This window comes from Micromonospora sp. M61 (genome assembly GCF_018070245.1).
Classification (GTDB): domain Bacteria; phylum Actinomycetota; class Actinomycetes; order Mycobacteriales; family Micromonosporaceae; genus Micromonospora; species Micromonospora zamorensis.
Genome location: NZ_JAGPYA010000057.1, coordinates 1 through 16,303, shown reverse-complemented (window position 1 = coordinate 16,303; position 16,303 = coordinate 1). Strand labels below are relative to the sequence as shown.

Sequence of the window (16,303 nt, the reverse complement as noted above, 5' to 3'; positions counted from 1 at the left end):
CCCGACGGCTCAGCCGACAGGCGTGGGGAAACCCCGCCCGTGCTCGGCCTCAAGGCGGAGCATGGCGTGCTCGACCACCGTCACCAGCACCTGCTTGACCGAGTCCCGGTGCCGGGCGTCGGTCATCACCAGCGGCACCTGCGGCGAGATGGCCAGCGCCTCGCGGACCTCCTCCAGCTCGTACTGGGGAGCACCGTCGAACCGGTTCAGGGCCACCACGTACGGCAGGTTGCGGTTCTCGAAGTAGTCCAGCGGGGCGAAGGCGTCGGTGATCCGGCGCGTGTCCACCAGCACGGCGGCACCCACCGCCCCTCGGATGATCTCGTCCCACATGAACCAGAAGCGGGTCTGACCCGGTGTACCGAAGAGGTACAGGATCAGGTCCTGGGCCATCGTGATACGGCCGAAGTCCATGGCGACCGTGGTGGTCTCCTTGCCCGGCACCTTGGACGGGTCGTCGATGCCGACACCCGCCGCTGTCATCAACGCCTCTGTGGTCAGCGGTGTGATCTCGGAGATCGCCCCGACCAGTGTCGTCTTACCAACGCCGAAGCCGCCCGCGACGACGATCTTCGCGGAGACGATTCCCCGGCCCGGCCGCCCCCTAGCGGGGTCATAGCCTGCGAAGTCCACTTAGCACCCTTCCAAGCAGTTCCATCCGCTCCTCGAACCCCTCGGCGGGAGCAGCAGTGTGTAACGTCAGCAGGCTCTCGGCCACCATGTCGGCGACCAACACCCGGGCGACGCCCAGCGGCATCCGGGTGTACGCGGCGATCTCCGCCAACGACTGTGCTCGGCCCTCACAGACCGTGGCGATTCGGTGCTTGTCATGCCCGGCGAAGCGGGACTCGGCAACCTGGGTGAGCGACGCGGTCAGGACGGCCTCCAGGGCGATGTCCTGCCGAGGTTCGGTACGACCCCGGGTGACCGCGTACGGACGCACCAGCGCGCCACGCGGGTCAACGCGCCGTTGGTCCATTCCCGATCACCTCCCCGTCCACTGTAGAGCCCGGCCAGTGCCGCCTTTCGTCCTGCTTCGGCGCGCGGTTCGAGCGCCGTCTTCCGGTGCTAGGAGCGCACCGCGTCACGCGGCAGCGGCACCAGCGCGGCACCCACCCGCTCGACCAGCAGGGCCATCTCGTAGCCCACCTGGCCCACGTCGCAGCTGCGCGCGGCCAGCACGGCCATCGACGATCCGTCGCTGATCGACATCAGGAAGAGATACCCGCTGTCCATCTCGATGACTGTCTGCAACACCCCGCCCGCGCTGAACATCCGGGCTGCGCCCTCGGTCAGGCTCACCACACCGGAGGTGATCGCGGCGAGCTGATCCGCCCGGTCCCCCGGCAGGTCCCGGGAGGACGCGAGCAGCAGCCCGTCGGCGGACACCGCCACCACGTGGGCGATACCCGCCACGCTGTCGGCGAAGTTGGTGAGCAGCCAACCCATGTCCTGCATGGCAGCTGGCCTGTTCATCGGCTCTCCTTGGTCGAGGTGCTGTTCAGGTCCGTCCCGGCCGTCCGACCGCGCTGCACACCGCGGTGGTAGGCCGACAGCAGACCTCGTACTTCATCCGGGGTCCGCCGGCTGCGGTCCCGGCCGCTCTTCGGTTCGATGCCGCCCGGCACGAGCTGTTGCTGCGGCACCCGCTTGGGCAACCCGGAACGGGTGGTCCCGGCGGGAGCCGGTTCGGCCGCCCTGCTCGCACGGGACCAGCCCTCGTCGGCCGCCGTCCGCCAGGCGCCCGGGTCCACCGCGGGCGCACTGGGCGCGGCCGGTGCCGGTCGGGCCGCCGGAGGCGGCGTGTACGACGGCGGCGCCGCGGGCGGCGCTCCGAAGCCGTCGCCGGTCGCGGTGCCATGGCCTGCGGCACCCGACGTGCTGGTGCCATGGCCTGCGGCACTTGGCGTGCTGGTGCCGTCGGTGTTGGAACTGCCCGGGGTACGGGTCGGCAGTTTCGGCCGGGCCGGCGCGGCGGGCGGCACGGACCCGGCACTCGACTGAGCGCCGTTGCCCGAGCGCAGGCCGGCGTCGGCCGGCTCGTCGAAATTGGGTCGGGTGAAGATCGCGGTGGCGTCGTCGCCGTGCGACCGGAACCAGACCGCCTCCATCTCCCGGAAGATCGGCGCCTCGGCCGGGAAGTCCGGCCGGGTGCTGACCGGTGCGGCGGGTACCGGCGGAGCAGCAGGTGCCGGGGGCGCGGCGGGCGGTGCCACCGCGCCGAGGCCGGCGACCGGCCCGACCGGCAGGCCCGGCGTCGCGCCACGCCCGTCGGCGGTGTCCGGGGTCGAGCCGCGCCGGGGCAGCGGATCGATGGTCGGGTAGGCCACTGTCGGGCTGCCCGCCGAGGCGCCCGCGCCGTTGCTGTACACGGGCCGCGCCGGCGGGAGCGGGGCGACGGGGGCCGGTGCCGCCGGAGCTGCCGAGCGGGTGCCGGCGTAGCCACCCGCCTGTACCGGAGAGTTGGTGTCCCGCGAGTCCAGCGGGGACTGCCACTGGGCGGGTGCCGGTGGGCTGCTCCGCCACTGGTCAGGCAGCGTCGCCGCCGAGGTCGCGGCACCGGCGAACTGCTCGCTGTGACCGACCGGCGTGAGCGGCGTCTGCTCCACGGCCATCGGTTGACGCGGCCGCGTGAGCGCCTGGTCGCGTCCCCGGTTGCTGGGCAGCACCACCGTGGCGGCGGGCAGCGTCACCTGGGCGACGGTGCCGCCCTCGACGTTGCGGCGCAGCTCGACCCGGATGCCGTAGCGGGAAGCGAGCCGGCTCACCACGGCCAGGCCCATCAGCCGGAACGCGGCGACGTCGACGCTCGGCGGGGCGGCCAACCGACGGTTGAGCGAGTCGAGCTGTTCGTCGGTGAGGCCGAGCCCGCGGTCCTCGATCTGGATCAGGACGTAGTCACGGATGCGGCGACCGTCGGCCACCACCGTGGTGTTCGGTGGCGAGAACCGGGTGGCGTTGTCGAGCAGCTCGGCGACGAGGCGTACCACGTCGTTGACAGCGTGCGCGGCCACCGAGATGTCGGTGTCGACCGTCCCGAACTCGATGCGGTTGTACAGCTCGACCTCGGACTGGGCGGCGCGCAGGACGTCCACCACCAGCGCGTTGTCGTGGCGCGGTGCGGCGGAGTCGGCGCCGGCCAGGACCAGCAGGTTCTCGTCGTTGCGGCGCATTCGGGTGGCCAGGTGGTCGAGCTCGAAGAGCTGCGCGAGCCTCTTCGGGTCCTCCTCGCCGCGCTCGATCGCGTCCAGCTCGCCGATCATTCGGTCGACCAGGGTCTGACTACGACGTGCCAGGTTGAGGAACATCGCCGAGACGCTGGTACGCAGCGCAGCCTGCTCGGCGGCGACCCGCACCGCCTCGCGGTGGACGACGTTGAAGGCCAACGCCACCTGACCGACCTCGTCGCGGGTGTTGAGCTGGATCGGGTCCCGGACCTGGCGGACGATCTCCTCCACCCCGCCGTCGCCCACGCTGCCCATGGTCTGCAGCCGCTGCACCGCGTCCGGCAGGTCGTGGTTGGCCACCGAGAGGGCGCCCTCACGCAGCCGGCGCAGCGAGTGGTTGAGCGAGCGGGCCAGCACCACGGCCAGCGAAATGGCGATGATCAGGGTCAGCAGCACCAGGATCGACTCGACCACGGCCTGCCGGATGACGTCCGAGCGTGCCTCGTCGGCCTGCTGGAGCAGGCGGTCCTGCAGTTGGATCTCGGCCCAGCGCATCAGGTCGTTGACCGCGCCGATGGCGGCGGTGGCGTCCTGCGCGGTGACCAGCGGGCGCTGCCCGACCGAGCGGGTGATGTCGGTGGCCACCCGGTCGGCCAGGCCGACCGCGTCACCGGAGACGGTGCTGTCGACCAGGGCGCGCTGCACCGGGTCGGCGGCCAGCGAGAACGCGACCAGGGCCTCCTGCTGACCGGTCAGCGTCGCCACGAAGGACGAGAACTGCTCCGAGTCGAGCTGACCCGCCGTCAACGCGGTGAAGGCGACCGCCTGCTCCTCGGCGACGGAGGCCTTGGCGCGGGCGAAGGCGGAGACCGCACGCCGGCTGTCCCCCAGGCTCTCGTCGCCGGGCAACTGGGCCAGGCCGTCACCGTACGAGACTAGGTCGGTGAGGATCACGCCGTAGCGGAGCACTGCCTCGGCAACGGCCATCTGCTGGCGGCCCAGCACCTGCTGGCGGGTGCCGTCCAGGGTTGCCAGGTGGTCGTCGATGGCGACCAGCCGCTCGCGCAGGGCGGTCGGCACCTCGCCGACCCGGCCTCGCTCGGCGCGGTACTCGTCCACCTGCTGCTGCGTCTGGCGGACCCGCAGGTTGTACGCGTCGGCCGCCTGCTTCGGTTTGGCCAGGTAGGCCGCGGCGGCCATCCGCTCGGCCTGAAGGTCCTGGGTGAGGGCGCTGACGTCGATGGAGAGGGCCGTCAGCGATCGGGCCTGGGTGGCGTCGAAGGCACCCTCGCCAATGGAGACCAGGCGGACCGTCGCCAGCGCGATCACCGCCGCCACCGGGACAACCAGGATCAGGGCCAGCTTGGACCGGATCCGGGCGTCGCGCAGTCTCGGCAACCCTCGGCGGGGACGCCGAGCGCTGTCGCCGAGCGCGGGCAGGGTCGTCGGTCCGGTGCTCACGACATCGCCTCCGTCGTTTCTTCCCCGCCTGAGCCGCCGAGCCATGCCGTAAGCGGAGGGGACCACGCGCGGCACGGCCGCGATTTCATCAGAGAAGATCGGGTTTGGGAAGCCGCAGTGAGGTAGGAAACGGTCGGACGGAGCGCATCCCGTGATCCGGGCAACTGATACCTTCATTTCCGCAAGCCCCTGAACAGGGCATGTAACTCCAGAGTGGTCACGCGTGTGTGCAAAGTGAGCTTTTGCAAACATTGCGTTACCCCAGCATGTGGGATGACCGTCCCGAGAATGCTGCCGGGGTCCGCGCTTGACCACAGCGCCGGCCATTGGCAAGGTTTTGCAGGCTTCGCGCACACCGTACGGCAGAGGAGATACCGTCCTCCACTGAGGACGGATTAGCGGCGGTGACCGGGCAGCGCCCGCGCCCGCACCTGGAGGACTGAGTTGAGCCCCATCCGCTCCGCGACCATCGCGGCGCTCGCATCGGCCGTAGTGGCCACCACGCTCACCGGCTGCCAGTTTGGCGGGGCGGAGCAGGACACGAGTCCGATCGTGATCGCTGCCGACCTCGAACTCTCCGGCGCCGCCGCCCCCGTCGGGCGGGCATACCAGCGCGCACTGGAACTCAAGAGGGACCAGTTGAACTCCTCCGGAGCACTGAACAACCGGAAGATCGAGCTGAAGGTGAAGGACAACCGTTCCGACTCGGCCGAGTCACTTCGCAACATCGTCGACTTCAGCAGCGATTCCCAAGTCAGCGCCATCATCATGGGCGGCTGTAACGAATGCGCGGTCGGTGCGGTCGGCACCATCAACGAGAAGCGGATTCCCACCATTGCGCTCGCCGCTTCCGGCGCGATCGCCAGCCCGGTCGCCGAGCGGCGCTACGTGTTCAAGCTCGGCCCCAACGCCGTGGACAGCGCCGCCGCACTCACCACCGAACTGCGTCGCAACAACCTCCGCAAGGTGGGGATGCTCGTCAGCGACGACGACTACGGCCGGGAGGGCGCGACCGCACTCAGGAGCGAGCTGAACAAGGCCAAAATCACGCTGCGCGAGCAGAAGGTCAAGACCACCGACACCGACGTCAGTCAGCAGGTCCGGCAGCTGACGTCGGGCAAGCCCGACGCGCTCGTCTTCTGGACGCCGCCGGAGCAGGCGACGCTGGCGGCCACCAGCGCTTCGCAGACCACCTTCCGCGGGTCGCTGTTCTTCGACGCGGGCGCGGCCGGTGACCTCTTCCTCGGCGAGGCAGCCAGGGCCACCGAGCGGGCCACGCTGATCTTCACCCAGACCATGGTGATCGACGACGTGATCGCGACGACGCCGGCCAAGGCGGCGCGACGACAGTGGTTCCAGGACTACACGGCACGTTTCGGCGGCTACAACGGGTCGTCGTCCTTCGCCGCGGACGCCATGCAGTTGATCGCCGACGCGGAACTGCGCGCCGGCGGTGAGGTCGGCAAGGTGGACCGCGACGGCCTTCGGGACGTGCTCGAAACGTCCCAGATGGATGGCCTGTCCGGCCCGATCCGAATGACGCCGGACAACCACAGCGGCCTGATGCCGCAGGCGCTCACCACGTTGGTCGCCCGTAACGGCCGCTGGCGCCTGGCGGGGTAACGCTTCCCGGCCACCGTGCATAGAGGGCCGGCCTCCCGACGGGGAGGCCGGCCCTCTTCGTTCCGGCGTGCGGCGGGTCAGCGGCTGCTGGTGGTTTCGCGGACCCAGGGCAGGGCGATCCGTTCGCTCAGCACGAGCGCCGAGTAGAGCAGGATGCTCACCAGCGCCACCAACATGATCGCCGCCCACGCGGTGGCGGTGTCGCCGATACCGGCGTACTGCGTGATCACGAAGCCGAGACCACTCTCGCCGGCCTGGAACTCACCGATCACCGCGCCGATCGCGGCCAGTGGCATGGCCACCTTGAGCCCGACGAAGATCTGCGGCAGCGCGGCCGGGAAGCGCACCTTGCGGAACGCCTGCCAGCGGGAGGCGTTCCAGGAGCGCACCAGTTCGGCCAGGTCAGCCGGCGTGGTGGTGAGCCCGGTCGCGGTCGAGAGCACGATCGGGAAGAAGCAGAGCAGGAACACCATGGTCAGGATCGGCTTCTGACCCCAGCCGAGTGCCACCACCAACAACGGGCCCAGCGTGATCTTCGGCACCGCGTTCACCGCGACCAGTAGCGGGGTGAACATCCGCTCCACCGTGCGGGAGCTGGCCAGGGAGAGTCCGATCAGGACACCGGCCGCCGCCGAGAGCGCGAAGCCGATCAGGATCTCCAGCAGGGTGTCCCAGGTGTGCTCCAGCATCTGGGCGGGCTTGTCGACGAACGCGGCGAGCACAGCACCGGGCGGTGGCAGAGCCGCGGGGTGGACCAGCTCCAACCGGGCGATCAGCCACCACGCCGCCAGGGCGATCAGGAGGCCGGCCGCGGGCAGCGCCGCCCCGGCCCCGGCCCGGAGGCTGACACCTCGACCCGCGCGCCCCGCCTCGGGGCCGGCGCCCGGGGGTGGGGATGCCGCCACCGCCGGATCCGCTGACCGGACGTCGGTCATCTTGTCCTCCTCGAAATCCTCGGCCCCCAGGGGGCCGACGAGCGACGGGGGTACGTCCCACCGGAGTCGGCGGAACGTACCCCCTGGTGACGACCGGACGATCAGGCCTTCGGCGCGAGGCTGAAGTCGATGATCTGCTCGGGGGTGATGTTCTGCTTCAGCGCGCCAGCGCCCTGCAGGATGGCGATGCTCTTGGCGACCCGACCGCTGTCCAGGGTGCCGATCGCGGTGCCGGTGTTGCCGGAGCGCACGTACGCGGCCATCAGCTCAAGCTCGGCGGCGGCGGCGACCGGGTTGGCGCCCTCCACGTTCTTCTTCAGGATCTCGCCGGCCTCCTTGGAGTTGGCCAGGCTGTACTCCAGGCCCTTGAGCAGCGCCGCGGTGAACTTCTTCACCATCTCGGGCTTCTCCTTGGCGATCTTGGAGGAGGTGATCAGCACGTTGCCGTAGAGGTCCTGCATCACGTTGCTGTACGGCAGCATGACGGCCTTCTTCTTGGCCACCGCCTCGATCGTCGGCTGACCGACGACGAACTGGCCGATGCCGTCCACCTGGCCGGTGGCCAGCGTGCTGATCAGGTTCTGCGCCTCACCGTTGACCCAGGTCACCTTGTTCTCGTCAACACCGGCGAGCCGGGCGTACGTCGGGAACAGGTTGCGGACCACGGACCCGGGGGTGTCGGCGAGCTTCTTGCCCTCCAGGTCCTTCGGGGAGGCAATGTTCTTGCCCTCGACGGTGGCAATGCCGGCCATGGTGCGCTGCTGGATCGCGGCCACCACGGTGAAGTCCTTCGCCTGGCCGTTGCCGACCTGGAGCAGACCGCCGGTGAGGTCGATCGGGCCGAACTGGGCCTGGCCACCGACGATGGTCTGGATCACACCACCGGTGCCCTGACCGGGCTTGATCTCGACGTCGAAACCGGCGTCCTTGAAGAAGCCCTTCTCCTTTGCCACCCAGGCGTAGGAGTCACGGCCGAAGTTACCGAAAGAGGTGAGGTAGGTCACCTTTTCCAGCCCACCGCCGTTGCCGCCCTTGGCGTCGTCTGACGAGTCCGACCCGCTGCTGCAGGCGGAAACGAGAGCGAGGGCAGTGGCCAGCGCGGCCGTAGCGACCGTACGGGTCAGCCTTCTCATCAGTAGCACCATGTCCTTTCCTACCGGGGCCGACGGGCCACCGGAGGGGGTTGTCGTGACGGGCCGGCAGGAGGGGTGGAAGCCGGGCACCGCCGTCGTGAGGGGACTCTTCGCGGGCACAGCGTACGAGAAACCCACAGTTGCGACGCCAGGCATATCGGGTTGCGGAACGGAAACAACCTGACGACCACCCCGGACGGTGCGATACGTAGACACGCCCGCTAGCCTTTGTCGGATTCCTGACCGTCCACTCAGCGGAGGTGCGCCGGAGATGATCCGACTGTCCGGGGTGTCCCGTACCTTCGATGGCCGATCCGGCCGGGTGGAGGCGCTGCGCGGCATCGACCTCGACGTCGCCGAGGGTGAGTTCGTCGCCGTGCTCGGCCGCTCCGGCTGCGGCAAGTCCACCCTGCTGCGGCTGATCGCCGGGCTGCTCCCGCTGACCGCTGGCGAGATCACCGTGGCCGGTACGCCGATCACCCGCCCTCGCCAGGACATCGCCATGCTGTTCCAGAAGCCGGCGCTGCTGCCCTGGCGCACCGTGCTGGACAACGTCCTCCTGCCGGTGGAGATCTTCGGCTGGAGCCGCGCCAAGCACCGCGAGCGGGCCCGGCGACTGCTCGACGTGGCCGGGTTGGCCGGGTTCGAGAAGCGGCTGCCGCACGAACTCTCCGGCGGCATGCAGCAGCGGGTCTCGCTGTGCCGGTCGCTGATCGGTGAGCCCCGCGTGATGCTGATGGACGAGCCGTTCTCCGCGCTGGACGCGCTCACCCGCGAGGAACTCTCCGGCGAACTCCAGCGGGTGCACATGGAGAACAAGCCGACCATCGTCTTCGTCACCCACTCCATCGACGAGGCGGTGCTGCTCGCCGACCGGGTGGTCGTGCTGAGCCCCCGCCCCGGCCGGATCCGCAAGGTGCTCGACGTCGACATCCCCCGGCCCCGCACCCTCGGCCGCAACGCCCACCTGGCTGACGTCGCGCGAGTCAGCGCCGACCTGCACGAGCTGTTGATGGAACGCGACGAACCGGCCACGGCCAGCACGGAAGGACGATGAGCATGCGGGTGTCGGTCTTCACCGAACCCAACCGGGGCGCCACCTACGACACCCAACTCCGGTTCGCGCGGCTGGTCGAGGCCTGTGGGTACGAAGGCTTCCTCCGAGCCGACCACTACCAGTCGATGGGCGCCGACCCGGGCCTCCCCGGCCCCACGGACGCCTGGCTGACCCTCGCCGCGCTGGCCCGGGAGACCGAGCGGATCCGGCTCGGCACCCTGGTGACGTCGGCCACCTTCCGCCTGCCCGGCCCGCTCGCGGTGATGGTCGCGCAGGTCGACCAGATGAGCGGCGGCCGGGTCGACCTGGGTATCGGCGCCGGCTGGTACGAGCGCGAGCACACCTCGTACGGCATCCCGTTCCCGCCGGTCGGCGAGCGCTTCGACCGGCTGGCCGAGCAGCTTGAGGTCATCACCGGGCTGTGGAGCACCCCGTCCGGCGAGACCTACAGCTTCACCGGCGACCACTACCGGCTCGTGGACGCGCCCGCCCTGCCCAAGCCGGTGCAGGTGCCCGGGCCCCCGATCATCGTGGGCGGTCGCGGTCCCAAGCGCACCCCCGAGCTGGCCGCCCGGTACGCCGCCGAGTTCAACATGCCGTTCAAGTCCGTGGCGGACACCGCCAAGGCGTACGACCGGGTGCTTGAGGCATGCGAGCGCACCGGGCGGGCGGAGTCCGGGCGCGACCCGCTGGTGCTCTCCGCCGGGATCGTCGTGGCCATCGGCCGGACCGACGCCGAAGCCCAGCGGCGGGCCGCACCCCTGCACGAGAAGAGCGCGCTGCCTCCGGAGGACCCGGTGGTCGGCTCACCCGCGCAGCTCGCGCAGCGGATCGGCGAGTTCGCCGCAGCCGGCGCCACCCGGGTCCACCTGCGTCTGATCGACTTCAATGACCTCGACCACCTCGAACTGATCGCCGCCGAGGTGCTCCCCCAACTGGACGGAGAACGATGACCGACGTGATCGACGGAACCGAACTCGGGCCGGTGGGCCAGGAGATCGTGTACGAGAACGACCGGGTCCGGGTCTGGCACATCCGCCTCGAACCCGGCGAGCGGCAGCCGCTGCACCGGCACGACCACCCCTACCTGGTGGTGGCGATCGAGGGCGCGAAGAACGTCGTGCAGACCATCGACGGCACCCGGATCGACGCCGACGAGCCCACCGGCGGCGTGGTCTACCGGGATCCGGGCGCGGTACATATGCTCACCAATGTCGGAGACACGACTTACCTGGCTCGGCTGGTCGAACTCAAGTAGACCCGCCGAGCGCGGGCCTGCGCGTCGCGCGGCGTGCCGGTGGCGATTCGGTGTACCGGGTGCGTAACGTGCCCGACATGGCCTTTCGGACCTGGGGCAGACTGCTGCTCACGGCGCTCGGGGTGAGCGTGCTGGCCGGAGCCGGCCAGCTCGGCGTCGCGTACGGTTTCGGCATCGTCCGGCTGACCGGCGCCTTCACCGGTACGACCGTCAATCAGTGGCCGACCCAGCTCGTCTGGGTGGGTTGGTTCGCCGCGAACGCCGCCGTCGTCGGCGCCGTCCTGACCGGACGCCTCGCTCGCCGCGACACGCCGGCGGTCAGCACCGGCCGGCAGCTGGCGATCGGTGGCGCGGCGGCGCTCGGTGCCACCGTCATCGCTCCCCTCTGCATGCAGCCCGCCCGCGCCGCCGAGTTGATCTCCGTCGACCCGGTGTGGGCGGTGGGCATCTGCGCCGTACTCGGTGCGGTCATCGGGGCGGGCGCGGCGATCGCCGTTCTGTTCCGGCCCGAGCTGGGCTGGAACATGGCCGCGGTGGCCGGCGCGGTCTGGCTGCTGGCGCTGATCTCGGTCCTGCCGTCGCTCGGCACGACCGGCCCGCTGCCGACCGTGCGGCTCGGCGTCCTGGAGCCGAGCTGGCTGGCCGACGACGCCGCGCAACGGCTGTCGCTGCTCCTGCTGCCCATCGTGGCGCTGCTTGCCGGCGTGGCGACCGCCGGGCTGGCTCGCTGGCGGGGCCAGGCACCCCTGATCAGCGGGGCCACCGGGGTCGCCGGTCCGGTGCTGGTGGCATTCGCGTACCTGACCGCCGGCCCGGGTGACGCCGTGGACCGCTACCAGGCCACTCCCTATTACGGCTCGTTGATCGCGATCCTCGCCGGTGCGCTCGGCGCGGCGGCCGCAGCGCTGCTGCGCTGGCCGACCGGCGCTCGCAGCGCGGATTCGCAGGCGATCGAGCCGTCCGACATCCTGCGCCCACTGCCCCCCGGCCCGGCCCTGCCGGGCACCGCGTCGGCGAAGTCGACGAACGACCCGGACACCACCGACCGCACCGACGCGGACCCGACCGCCGACACCAAGCCCGTCGGTGGTGTCGTCGCAGGCCCGAGGGCCGCAGCCGGCTCCGATGGCGTACGCACCACCCCGGCCCACTGGGACTGGCCGGCGTCCACCACGGGCGGCCAGGATGGCCCGACCCCCGCCGTTGCGGCGAAACCCGCAGCCTGGCTGACCGATCCGACCGGCGAGTTCACCGCCGGAGCTCAGACGCGCCGGTCGATCCCGGACGATGTCACCTCCCCGGTCGAGAGCGAGCGCTCAGGCGCGACCAGCGTCAGCAGCCCCACCGACGCCACCCCGGCCAGCGCCAAGGCCGGCCGCGCCGATGCCGCCACCCCGACAGTCGGCCCTGCCAGCGCCCCGACCGACAGCGCAACAAACACGCTCACGACCGCCACGGGCACGCCTGGTGCGGGAACGGCCAGCACCGGAACCACCAGCACCGGCACGACCGCCACCGAAGCGGCCAGCACCGGAACCACCAGCGCAAGCGCGGCCGACGCCGGTACGGGTGATGCGGCGGTGCCGAGCAAGCCGCGCCGGGTCCGTAAGCCGAAGGTCAGCCCGGGTGCAGCGATCTCCGGCCCTGTCGATGACGCCGCGCCATCCGAGTCGGATACCGCCGACGAGGCGGCCACCGGCCGCAGCAGGAAGGTCCCCCGGGCGGGCAGGTCCGCCGACAGCACCGGTTCTGGCACGGTCACCGCCGCTCCCGTTCCGAGCAAGCAGAGCCCGGGCACCGACGCCGATCCGACCACCACGAGCGGCGCGACAGCAGTGGTCCCGCCCACAAGCGGCGCGACGACAGCCGCCCCGACCGCCGCAAGCGGTTCGACGGCGACACCGGCCGGCGCCAAGGCCGAGGCGGTCAAGCCGCCCCGCACCCGGGCCGCAACCGCCGGAACGGAAGCAGCCGACCCGGCGGCGGAAACAGCCCAGTCGTCCCGCGTCCCGGCCGAGGCGCCCGTGCCGAAGGAAGCACCCCGCCCGAAGGCGGAAGCGACCAGCTCGAAGGCGGAAGTAGCCGACCCGAAGGCGGGAGCGACCAAGCCTCCCCGCGCCCCGGCCGCGAGTAGCGCAGTGGCGGGGGCAGCCGACCTGCCGCGCAGCGAGGCCGCCGCAACCAGCTCGAAGGCCGACGCCGCCAACCCGCCGCGCACCCCGACCACCGCAACCAGCCCGAAGGCCAACACCGCCGACCCGACCAGCGCATCCGCAACCCAGCGGGCGGGCGAAGCCGACGACGAGCCGGCCGCCACCGAGGACGGTCCCGGCACCGGGTTGTTCGGGAGCACTGCCGCCGGTGACCCGGACGCCGACCGATGGAAACCAGCACCTTCGGACTGGCCGGTCAGCGCGGCCTGGACGGTGCCGCCGCAGACCTCCGCACCGGGGCCAGCGACATCGGAGACGCCGACCGGGTCGGACAAGGCGACCGGACCGACGCCGAGGCCCCGACACCGGGCGCCAATGCCGGACCTGAGCCGGGCCAGCTCCTGGAACGCCTTCGACACCACCCGGCGCGCCGGACAGGCGGAGGCAGCGGACAGTTCGGCGGATCGGACGACGCCGACCAGCCCGGCCGCGACCGGCGAGACAGCCGCCCGCGTTGGAAGCCCGAGTCGGCCGGACGCACCGGTCGTGCCGGGCGCGGCCGGCACGCCCTCCGACGCCGACACCGACGCCGGCACCGACCAGTCGGCGAGCACCGACGCCACACCGGCCGCGTCGAAGCCGGGCAAGGTTGCCGAGCAGCCTTCCCGCCGAGGACGGCTCGGTGGCCTCTTCCGCCGCAACCGGTCCCGGGCCGACGAGGAGAGCCAGGTGGCGGCAGACAACGTGGAGCCGCTGCCTGCAAAGGATGAGGAGTTCGTCGACTGGGTCGCCGGGCTGAGCAAGCCGGTGTCGGACAACGAGCCGGAGCAGGACAACGGTCGCCGGTCGCTGCGCTCCACCGGTCGGCACCACCGCGAGTGACCCCACCCGCGGGCACGTCGGAACGCCGATCGACCTGCCTACCTGCTTGATCCACTCGGGTTCACTGATGTCGGCCTGTCCCACCGGCCCGGACACCGCGACATCAGTGAACCCGAGTCGATCACCCCGACCCGATCACCCAAGAGTGCGCACCGCGCCGGTTCAGGCCAGCGGCAGATACACCCGGCCGCCGCCGGAGACGAACTCCTCAGACTTGTCCTTCATGCCGCGGGCCGCGTACTCCTTCAGCTCCTGGGTGATCTTCATGGAGCAGAACTTCGGGCCGCACATCGAGCAGAAGTGCGCCGTCTTCGCGGGCTCGGCGGGCAGGGTCGCGTCGTGGTACGACCGAGCGGTCTCCGGGTCCAGCGAGAGGTTGAACTGGTCCTCCCAGCGGAACTCGAAGCGTGCCTTCGACAGCGCGTCGTCCCACTCCTGCGCGCCGGGGTGCCCCTTGGCCAGGTCGGCCGCGTGCGCGGCGATCTTGTACGCGATCACGCCCGCCTTCACGTCGTCCCGGTCCGGCAGCCCGAGGTGCTCCTTCGGGGTCACGTAGCAGAGCATCGCGGTGCCGAACATGCCGATCATCGCGGCGCCAATCGCCGAGGTGATGTGGTCGTACGCCGGCGCGATGTCGGTGGTCAGCGGACCGAGCGTGTAGAAGGGCGCCTCGTGGCACCACTCCTGCTGGAGGTCCACGTTCTCCTTGATCTTGTGCATCGGCACGTGGCCAGGGCCCTCGATCATCACCTGGACGTCGTACTCCCAGGCGACAGTCGTCAGCTCGCCGAGGGTGCGCAGCTCGGCGAACTGCGCCTCGTCGTTGGCGTCCGCGATCGAGCCGGGGCGCAGCCCGTCGCCGAGGGAGAACGTCACGTCGTACTTGGCGAGCAGCGCGCACAGCTCCGCGAAGTTGGTGTAGAGGAAGTTCTCCTCGTGGTGCGCCAGGCACCAGGCCGCCATGATCGAGCCGCCCCGGGAGACGATCCCGGTGACCCGGTCCACGGCCAGCGGCACGTACGGCAGCAGCACCCCGGCGTGCACCGTCATGTAGTCCACGCCCTGCTCGGCCTGCTCGATCACGGTGTCCCGGAACACCTCCCAGCTCAGCTTCACCGGGTCACCGCCGACCTTCTCCAACGCCTGGTAGATCGGCACCGTCCCGATCGGCACCGGGGAGTTCCGCACAATCGCCTCGCGGGTCTCGTGGATCCGCTTCCCGGTGGACAGGTCCATCACGGTGTCCGCACCCCAACGGGTGGCCCAGGTGAGCTTCTCCACCTCCTCGGCGACCGACGAACTGACCGCCGAGGTGCCGATGTTGGCGTTCACCTTGACCAGGAACGCCTTACCGATGATCGCCGGCTCACACTCCGGATGGTTCACGTTGAGCGGCAGCACCGCCCGGCCGGCGGCGATCTCGGCCCGTACGAGTTCCGGGTCGACGTTCTCCCGGATCGCCACGAACTCCATCTCCGGCGTCACCACACCCGCCCGCGCGTACGCGAGTTGTGTGGGCCGGCGACCGTCCACCCCGGCGAGTGGCGTGCCCGCACCCCGTACCGGCGCCACGTCACCACGCTCGGCGATCCACGGTCCCCGCAGCGGCGGCAACCCGACCTCCGGGTCCGACCCGGGGCCGGACGTGTCGTAGAGCCGCACCGGCGGAAGATCCCCGGTCAGCCCCACCTCCGCGAACGGCACCCGGACGTCCGGTCGCGAACCCTCGACGTACACCTTGCCTCGTGCGTGCATGACAGCCTCCCTGGTGATCAAGCGGGCCAGCCGAAGTGGTTCAGCGGTCCGCGCCCCGCGCCAAGCTCCCAACCCCGCGCGCCGGTCAGCGCACGGAGCACGTACTCCTTGGCGGCACCCACCGCCGCCGGCACCGGATCACCCAGCGCGAGCCGCACGGCGATCGCCGCCGAGAACGAACACCCGGTCCCGTGGGTGTGCCGGGTCGTCACCCGGGGGGCGCGCAGCAGCGTGGTGACACCGCCGCCGTGCAGCACGTCGACCGCCTCGCCGCCGTCCAGATCACCCCCGGTGACCACGACGTGGTCCGGGCCGCCGGCCGCGAGCGCCTCGGCGGCCACGACCATCCCGGCCACGTCGTCCACCGGGCGTCCGGTGATGGCCGCGGCCTCCGCGCAGTTCGGCGTCGCCACAGTGGCGTACGGGAGCAGCCGCTCGACCGCGCCCACCACGCCGAGCCGGTGGCCGCTGGTGGCGACGAGCACCGGGTCGACGACGAGCTGGGGCAGCCGGCCGGCACGTGCGGCCTCCGCCACCACGTCGGCGACCGCCGGGGTGCCGAGCATTCCCGTCTTGACCGCCGAGACGGTGAAGTCGGCGAGCACGCTGTCCAACTGCTCGGTGACCGTGCGCGGAGGCAACGGCAGGACGGCGTCGACGCCTCGGGTGTTCTGTGCGGTGACCGCCGTGATGACGCTGGTGCCGTACGCGCCCAGCGCGGCGAAGACCTTCAGGTCGGCCTGGATGCCCGCGCCGCCGCCGGAGTCTGAGCCGGCGATTGTCAGCAGTGTTCGCGGGGTCATTTTCCCTGGCCTTTGGTTGCGGTTGGGGGCTGCGGCCGACCGTGCCCACTCCGGGCGGTCAGGCTTGATCCCTGCG

General features: G+C 71.2%; 13 protein-coding genes. 5 read left to right on the top strand and 8 right to left on the bottom strand.

Features of this window, described 5'->3' with window-relative positions; genetic code table 11:
- Positions 1 to 9 precede the first annotated feature (9 nt).
- The 4 genes from KBX34_RS26235 to KBX34_RS26220 form a co-directional block, all read right to left on the bottom strand.
- The gene (locus tag KBX34_RS26235) at positions 10 to 633 is read right to left on the bottom strand and encodes an ATP/GTP-binding protein (RefSeq protein ID WP_088950206.1); all 624 of its coding nucleotides are present in this window, start codon (positions 631 to 633) and stop codon (positions 10 to 12) included.
- Entirely contained in the window at positions 614 to 979 is a 366-nt protein-coding gene (locus tag KBX34_RS26230) for a DUF742 domain-containing protein (protein WP_088950207.1), read from the bottom strand. Before KBX34_RS26230 ends, KBX34_RS26235 begins: the two co-directional genes overlap by 20 nt.
- 89 nt (positions 980 to 1,068) lie before the next feature.
- Positions 1,069 to 1,476: a roadblock/LC7 domain-containing protein gene (locus KBX34_RS26225; RefSeq protein WP_007465177.1), complete on the bottom strand. Its 408-nt coding sequence runs from the start codon at positions 1,474 to 1,476 to the stop codon at positions 1,069 to 1,071.
- Positions 1,473 to 4,628 (bottom strand): nitrate- and nitrite sensing domain-containing protein, encoded by a 3,156-nt coding sequence (locus tag KBX34_RS26220; protein WP_210927545.1) that lies wholly within the window; start codon positions 4,626 to 4,628, stop codon positions 1,473 to 1,475. Before KBX34_RS26220 ends, KBX34_RS26225 begins: the two co-directional genes overlap by 4 nt.
- Before the next feature lie 444 nt (positions 4,629 to 5,072).
- On the opposite strand from KBX34_RS26220, the gene KBX34_RS26215 reads away from it, so the two are divergent.
- On the top strand, positions 5,073 to 6,251 hold the full coding sequence (locus tag KBX34_RS26215; RefSeq protein ID WP_210795327.1) for an ABC transporter substrate-binding protein: 1,179 nt from the start codon (positions 5,073 to 5,075) through the stop codon (positions 6,249 to 6,251).
- Positions 6,252 to 6,328: 77 nt separating this feature from the next.
- Here the strand turns inward: KBX34_RS26215 and KBX34_RS26210 are convergent, their stop codons facing one another.
- Complete coding sequence (locus KBX34_RS26210) at positions 6,329 to 7,186, bottom strand: ABC transporter permease (protein WP_210795329.1); 858 nt, start codon at positions 7,184 to 7,186, stop codon at positions 6,329 to 6,331.
- A 101-nt stretch (positions 7,187 to 7,287) separates the two neighbouring features.
- A complete protein-coding gene (locus KBX34_RS26205; RefSeq protein WP_210927543.1) occupies positions 7,288 to 8,319 on the bottom strand; it encodes an ABC transporter substrate-binding protein in 1,032 nt (343 codons plus the stop codon).
- 271 nt (positions 8,320 to 8,590) lie between these two features.
- On the opposite strand from KBX34_RS26205, the gene KBX34_RS26200 reads away from it, so the two are divergent.
- From KBX34_RS26200 to KBX34_RS26185, 4 genes are all read left to right on the top strand, one after another.
- Entirely contained in the window at positions 8,591 to 9,376 is a 786-nt protein-coding gene (locus KBX34_RS26200; protein ID WP_088950210.1) for an ABC transporter ATP-binding protein, read from the top strand.
- A gap of 2 nt (positions 9,377 to 9,378) precedes the next feature.
- Positions 9,379 to 10,329, top strand: coding sequence for an LLM class F420-dependent oxidoreductase (locus KBX34_RS26195; protein ID WP_088950211.1), 951 nt, complete (start codon positions 9,379 to 9,381; stop codon positions 10,327 to 10,329).
- Positions 10,326 to 10,634: a cupin gene (locus KBX34_RS26190; RefSeq protein WP_007465195.1), complete on the top strand. Its 309-nt coding sequence runs from the start codon at positions 10,326 to 10,328 to the stop codon at positions 10,632 to 10,634. Before KBX34_RS26195 ends, KBX34_RS26190 begins: the two co-directional genes overlap by 4 nt.
- Before the next feature lie 77 nt (positions 10,635 to 10,711).
- The gene (locus tag KBX34_RS26185) at positions 10,712 to 13,669 is read left to right on the top strand and encodes a hypothetical protein (protein WP_210927541.1); all 2,958 of its coding nucleotides are present in this window, start codon (positions 10,712 to 10,714) and stop codon (positions 13,667 to 13,669) included.
- Between the two features lie 162 nt (positions 13,670 to 13,831).
- Here the strand turns inward: KBX34_RS26185 and thiC are convergent, their stop codons facing one another.
- Both thiC and thiD read right to left on the bottom strand, forming a co-directional pair.
- Positions 13,832 to 15,424 carry a phosphomethylpyrimidine synthase ThiC gene (gene thiC, locus KBX34_RS26180; protein ID WP_210795334.1) on the bottom strand — a complete coding sequence of 531 codons (1,593 nt, stop codon included), beginning with the start codon at positions 15,422 to 15,424 and terminating at the stop codon, positions 13,832 to 13,834.
- A 17-nt stretch (positions 15,425 to 15,441) separates the two neighbouring features.
- Complete coding sequence (gene thiD / locus KBX34_RS26175) at positions 15,442 to 16,227, bottom strand: bifunctional hydroxymethylpyrimidine kinase/phosphomethylpyrimidine kinase (RefSeq protein ID WP_210927540.1); 786 nt, start codon at positions 16,225 to 16,227, stop codon at positions 15,442 to 15,444.
- Positions 16,228 to 16,303 lie beyond the last annotated feature (76 nt).

What these genes read in the sequence shown, in the direction of transcription:
- KBX34_RS26205 (WP_210927543.1), bottom strand. Translation starts at nt 8,319, where the DNA reads ATGAGAAGGCTGACCCGTACGGTCGCTACGGCCGCGCTGGCCACTGCC.
- KBX34_RS26210 (WP_210795329.1), bottom strand. Translation starts at nt 7,186, where the DNA reads ATGACCGACGTCCGGTCAGCGGATCCGGCGGTGGCGGCATCCCCACCC.
- KBX34_RS26200 (WP_088950210.1), top strand. Translation starts at nt 8,591, where the DNA reads ATGATCCGACTGTCCGGGGTGTCCCGTACCTTCGATGGCCGATCCGGC.
- thiD (WP_210927540.1), bottom strand. Translation starts at nt 16,227, where the DNA reads ATGACCCCGCGAACACTGCTGACAATCGCCGGCTCAGACTCCGGCGGC.
- KBX34_RS26230 (WP_088950207.1), bottom strand. Translation starts at nt 979, where the DNA reads ATGGACCAACGGCGCGTTGACCCGCGTGGCGCGCTGGTGCGTCCGTAC.
- KBX34_RS26185 (WP_210927541.1), top strand. Translation starts at nt 10,712, where the DNA reads ATGGCCTTTCGGACCTGGGGCAGACTGCTGCTCACGGCGCTCGGGGTG.
- thiC (WP_210795334.1), bottom strand. Translation starts at nt 15,424, where the DNA reads ATGCACGCACGAGGCAAGGTGTACGTCGAGGGTTCGCGACCGGACGTC.
- KBX34_RS26195 (WP_088950211.1), top strand. Translation starts at nt 9,379, where the DNA reads ATGCGGGTGTCGGTCTTCACCGAACCCAACCGGGGCGCCACCTACGAC.
- KBX34_RS26190 (WP_007465195.1), top strand. Translation starts at nt 10,326, where the DNA reads ATGACCGACGTGATCGACGGAACCGAACTCGGGCCGGTGGGCCAGGAG.
- KBX34_RS26225 (WP_007465177.1), bottom strand. Translation starts at nt 1,476, where the DNA reads ATGAACAGGCCAGCTGCCATGCAGGACATGGGTTGGCTGCTCACCAAC.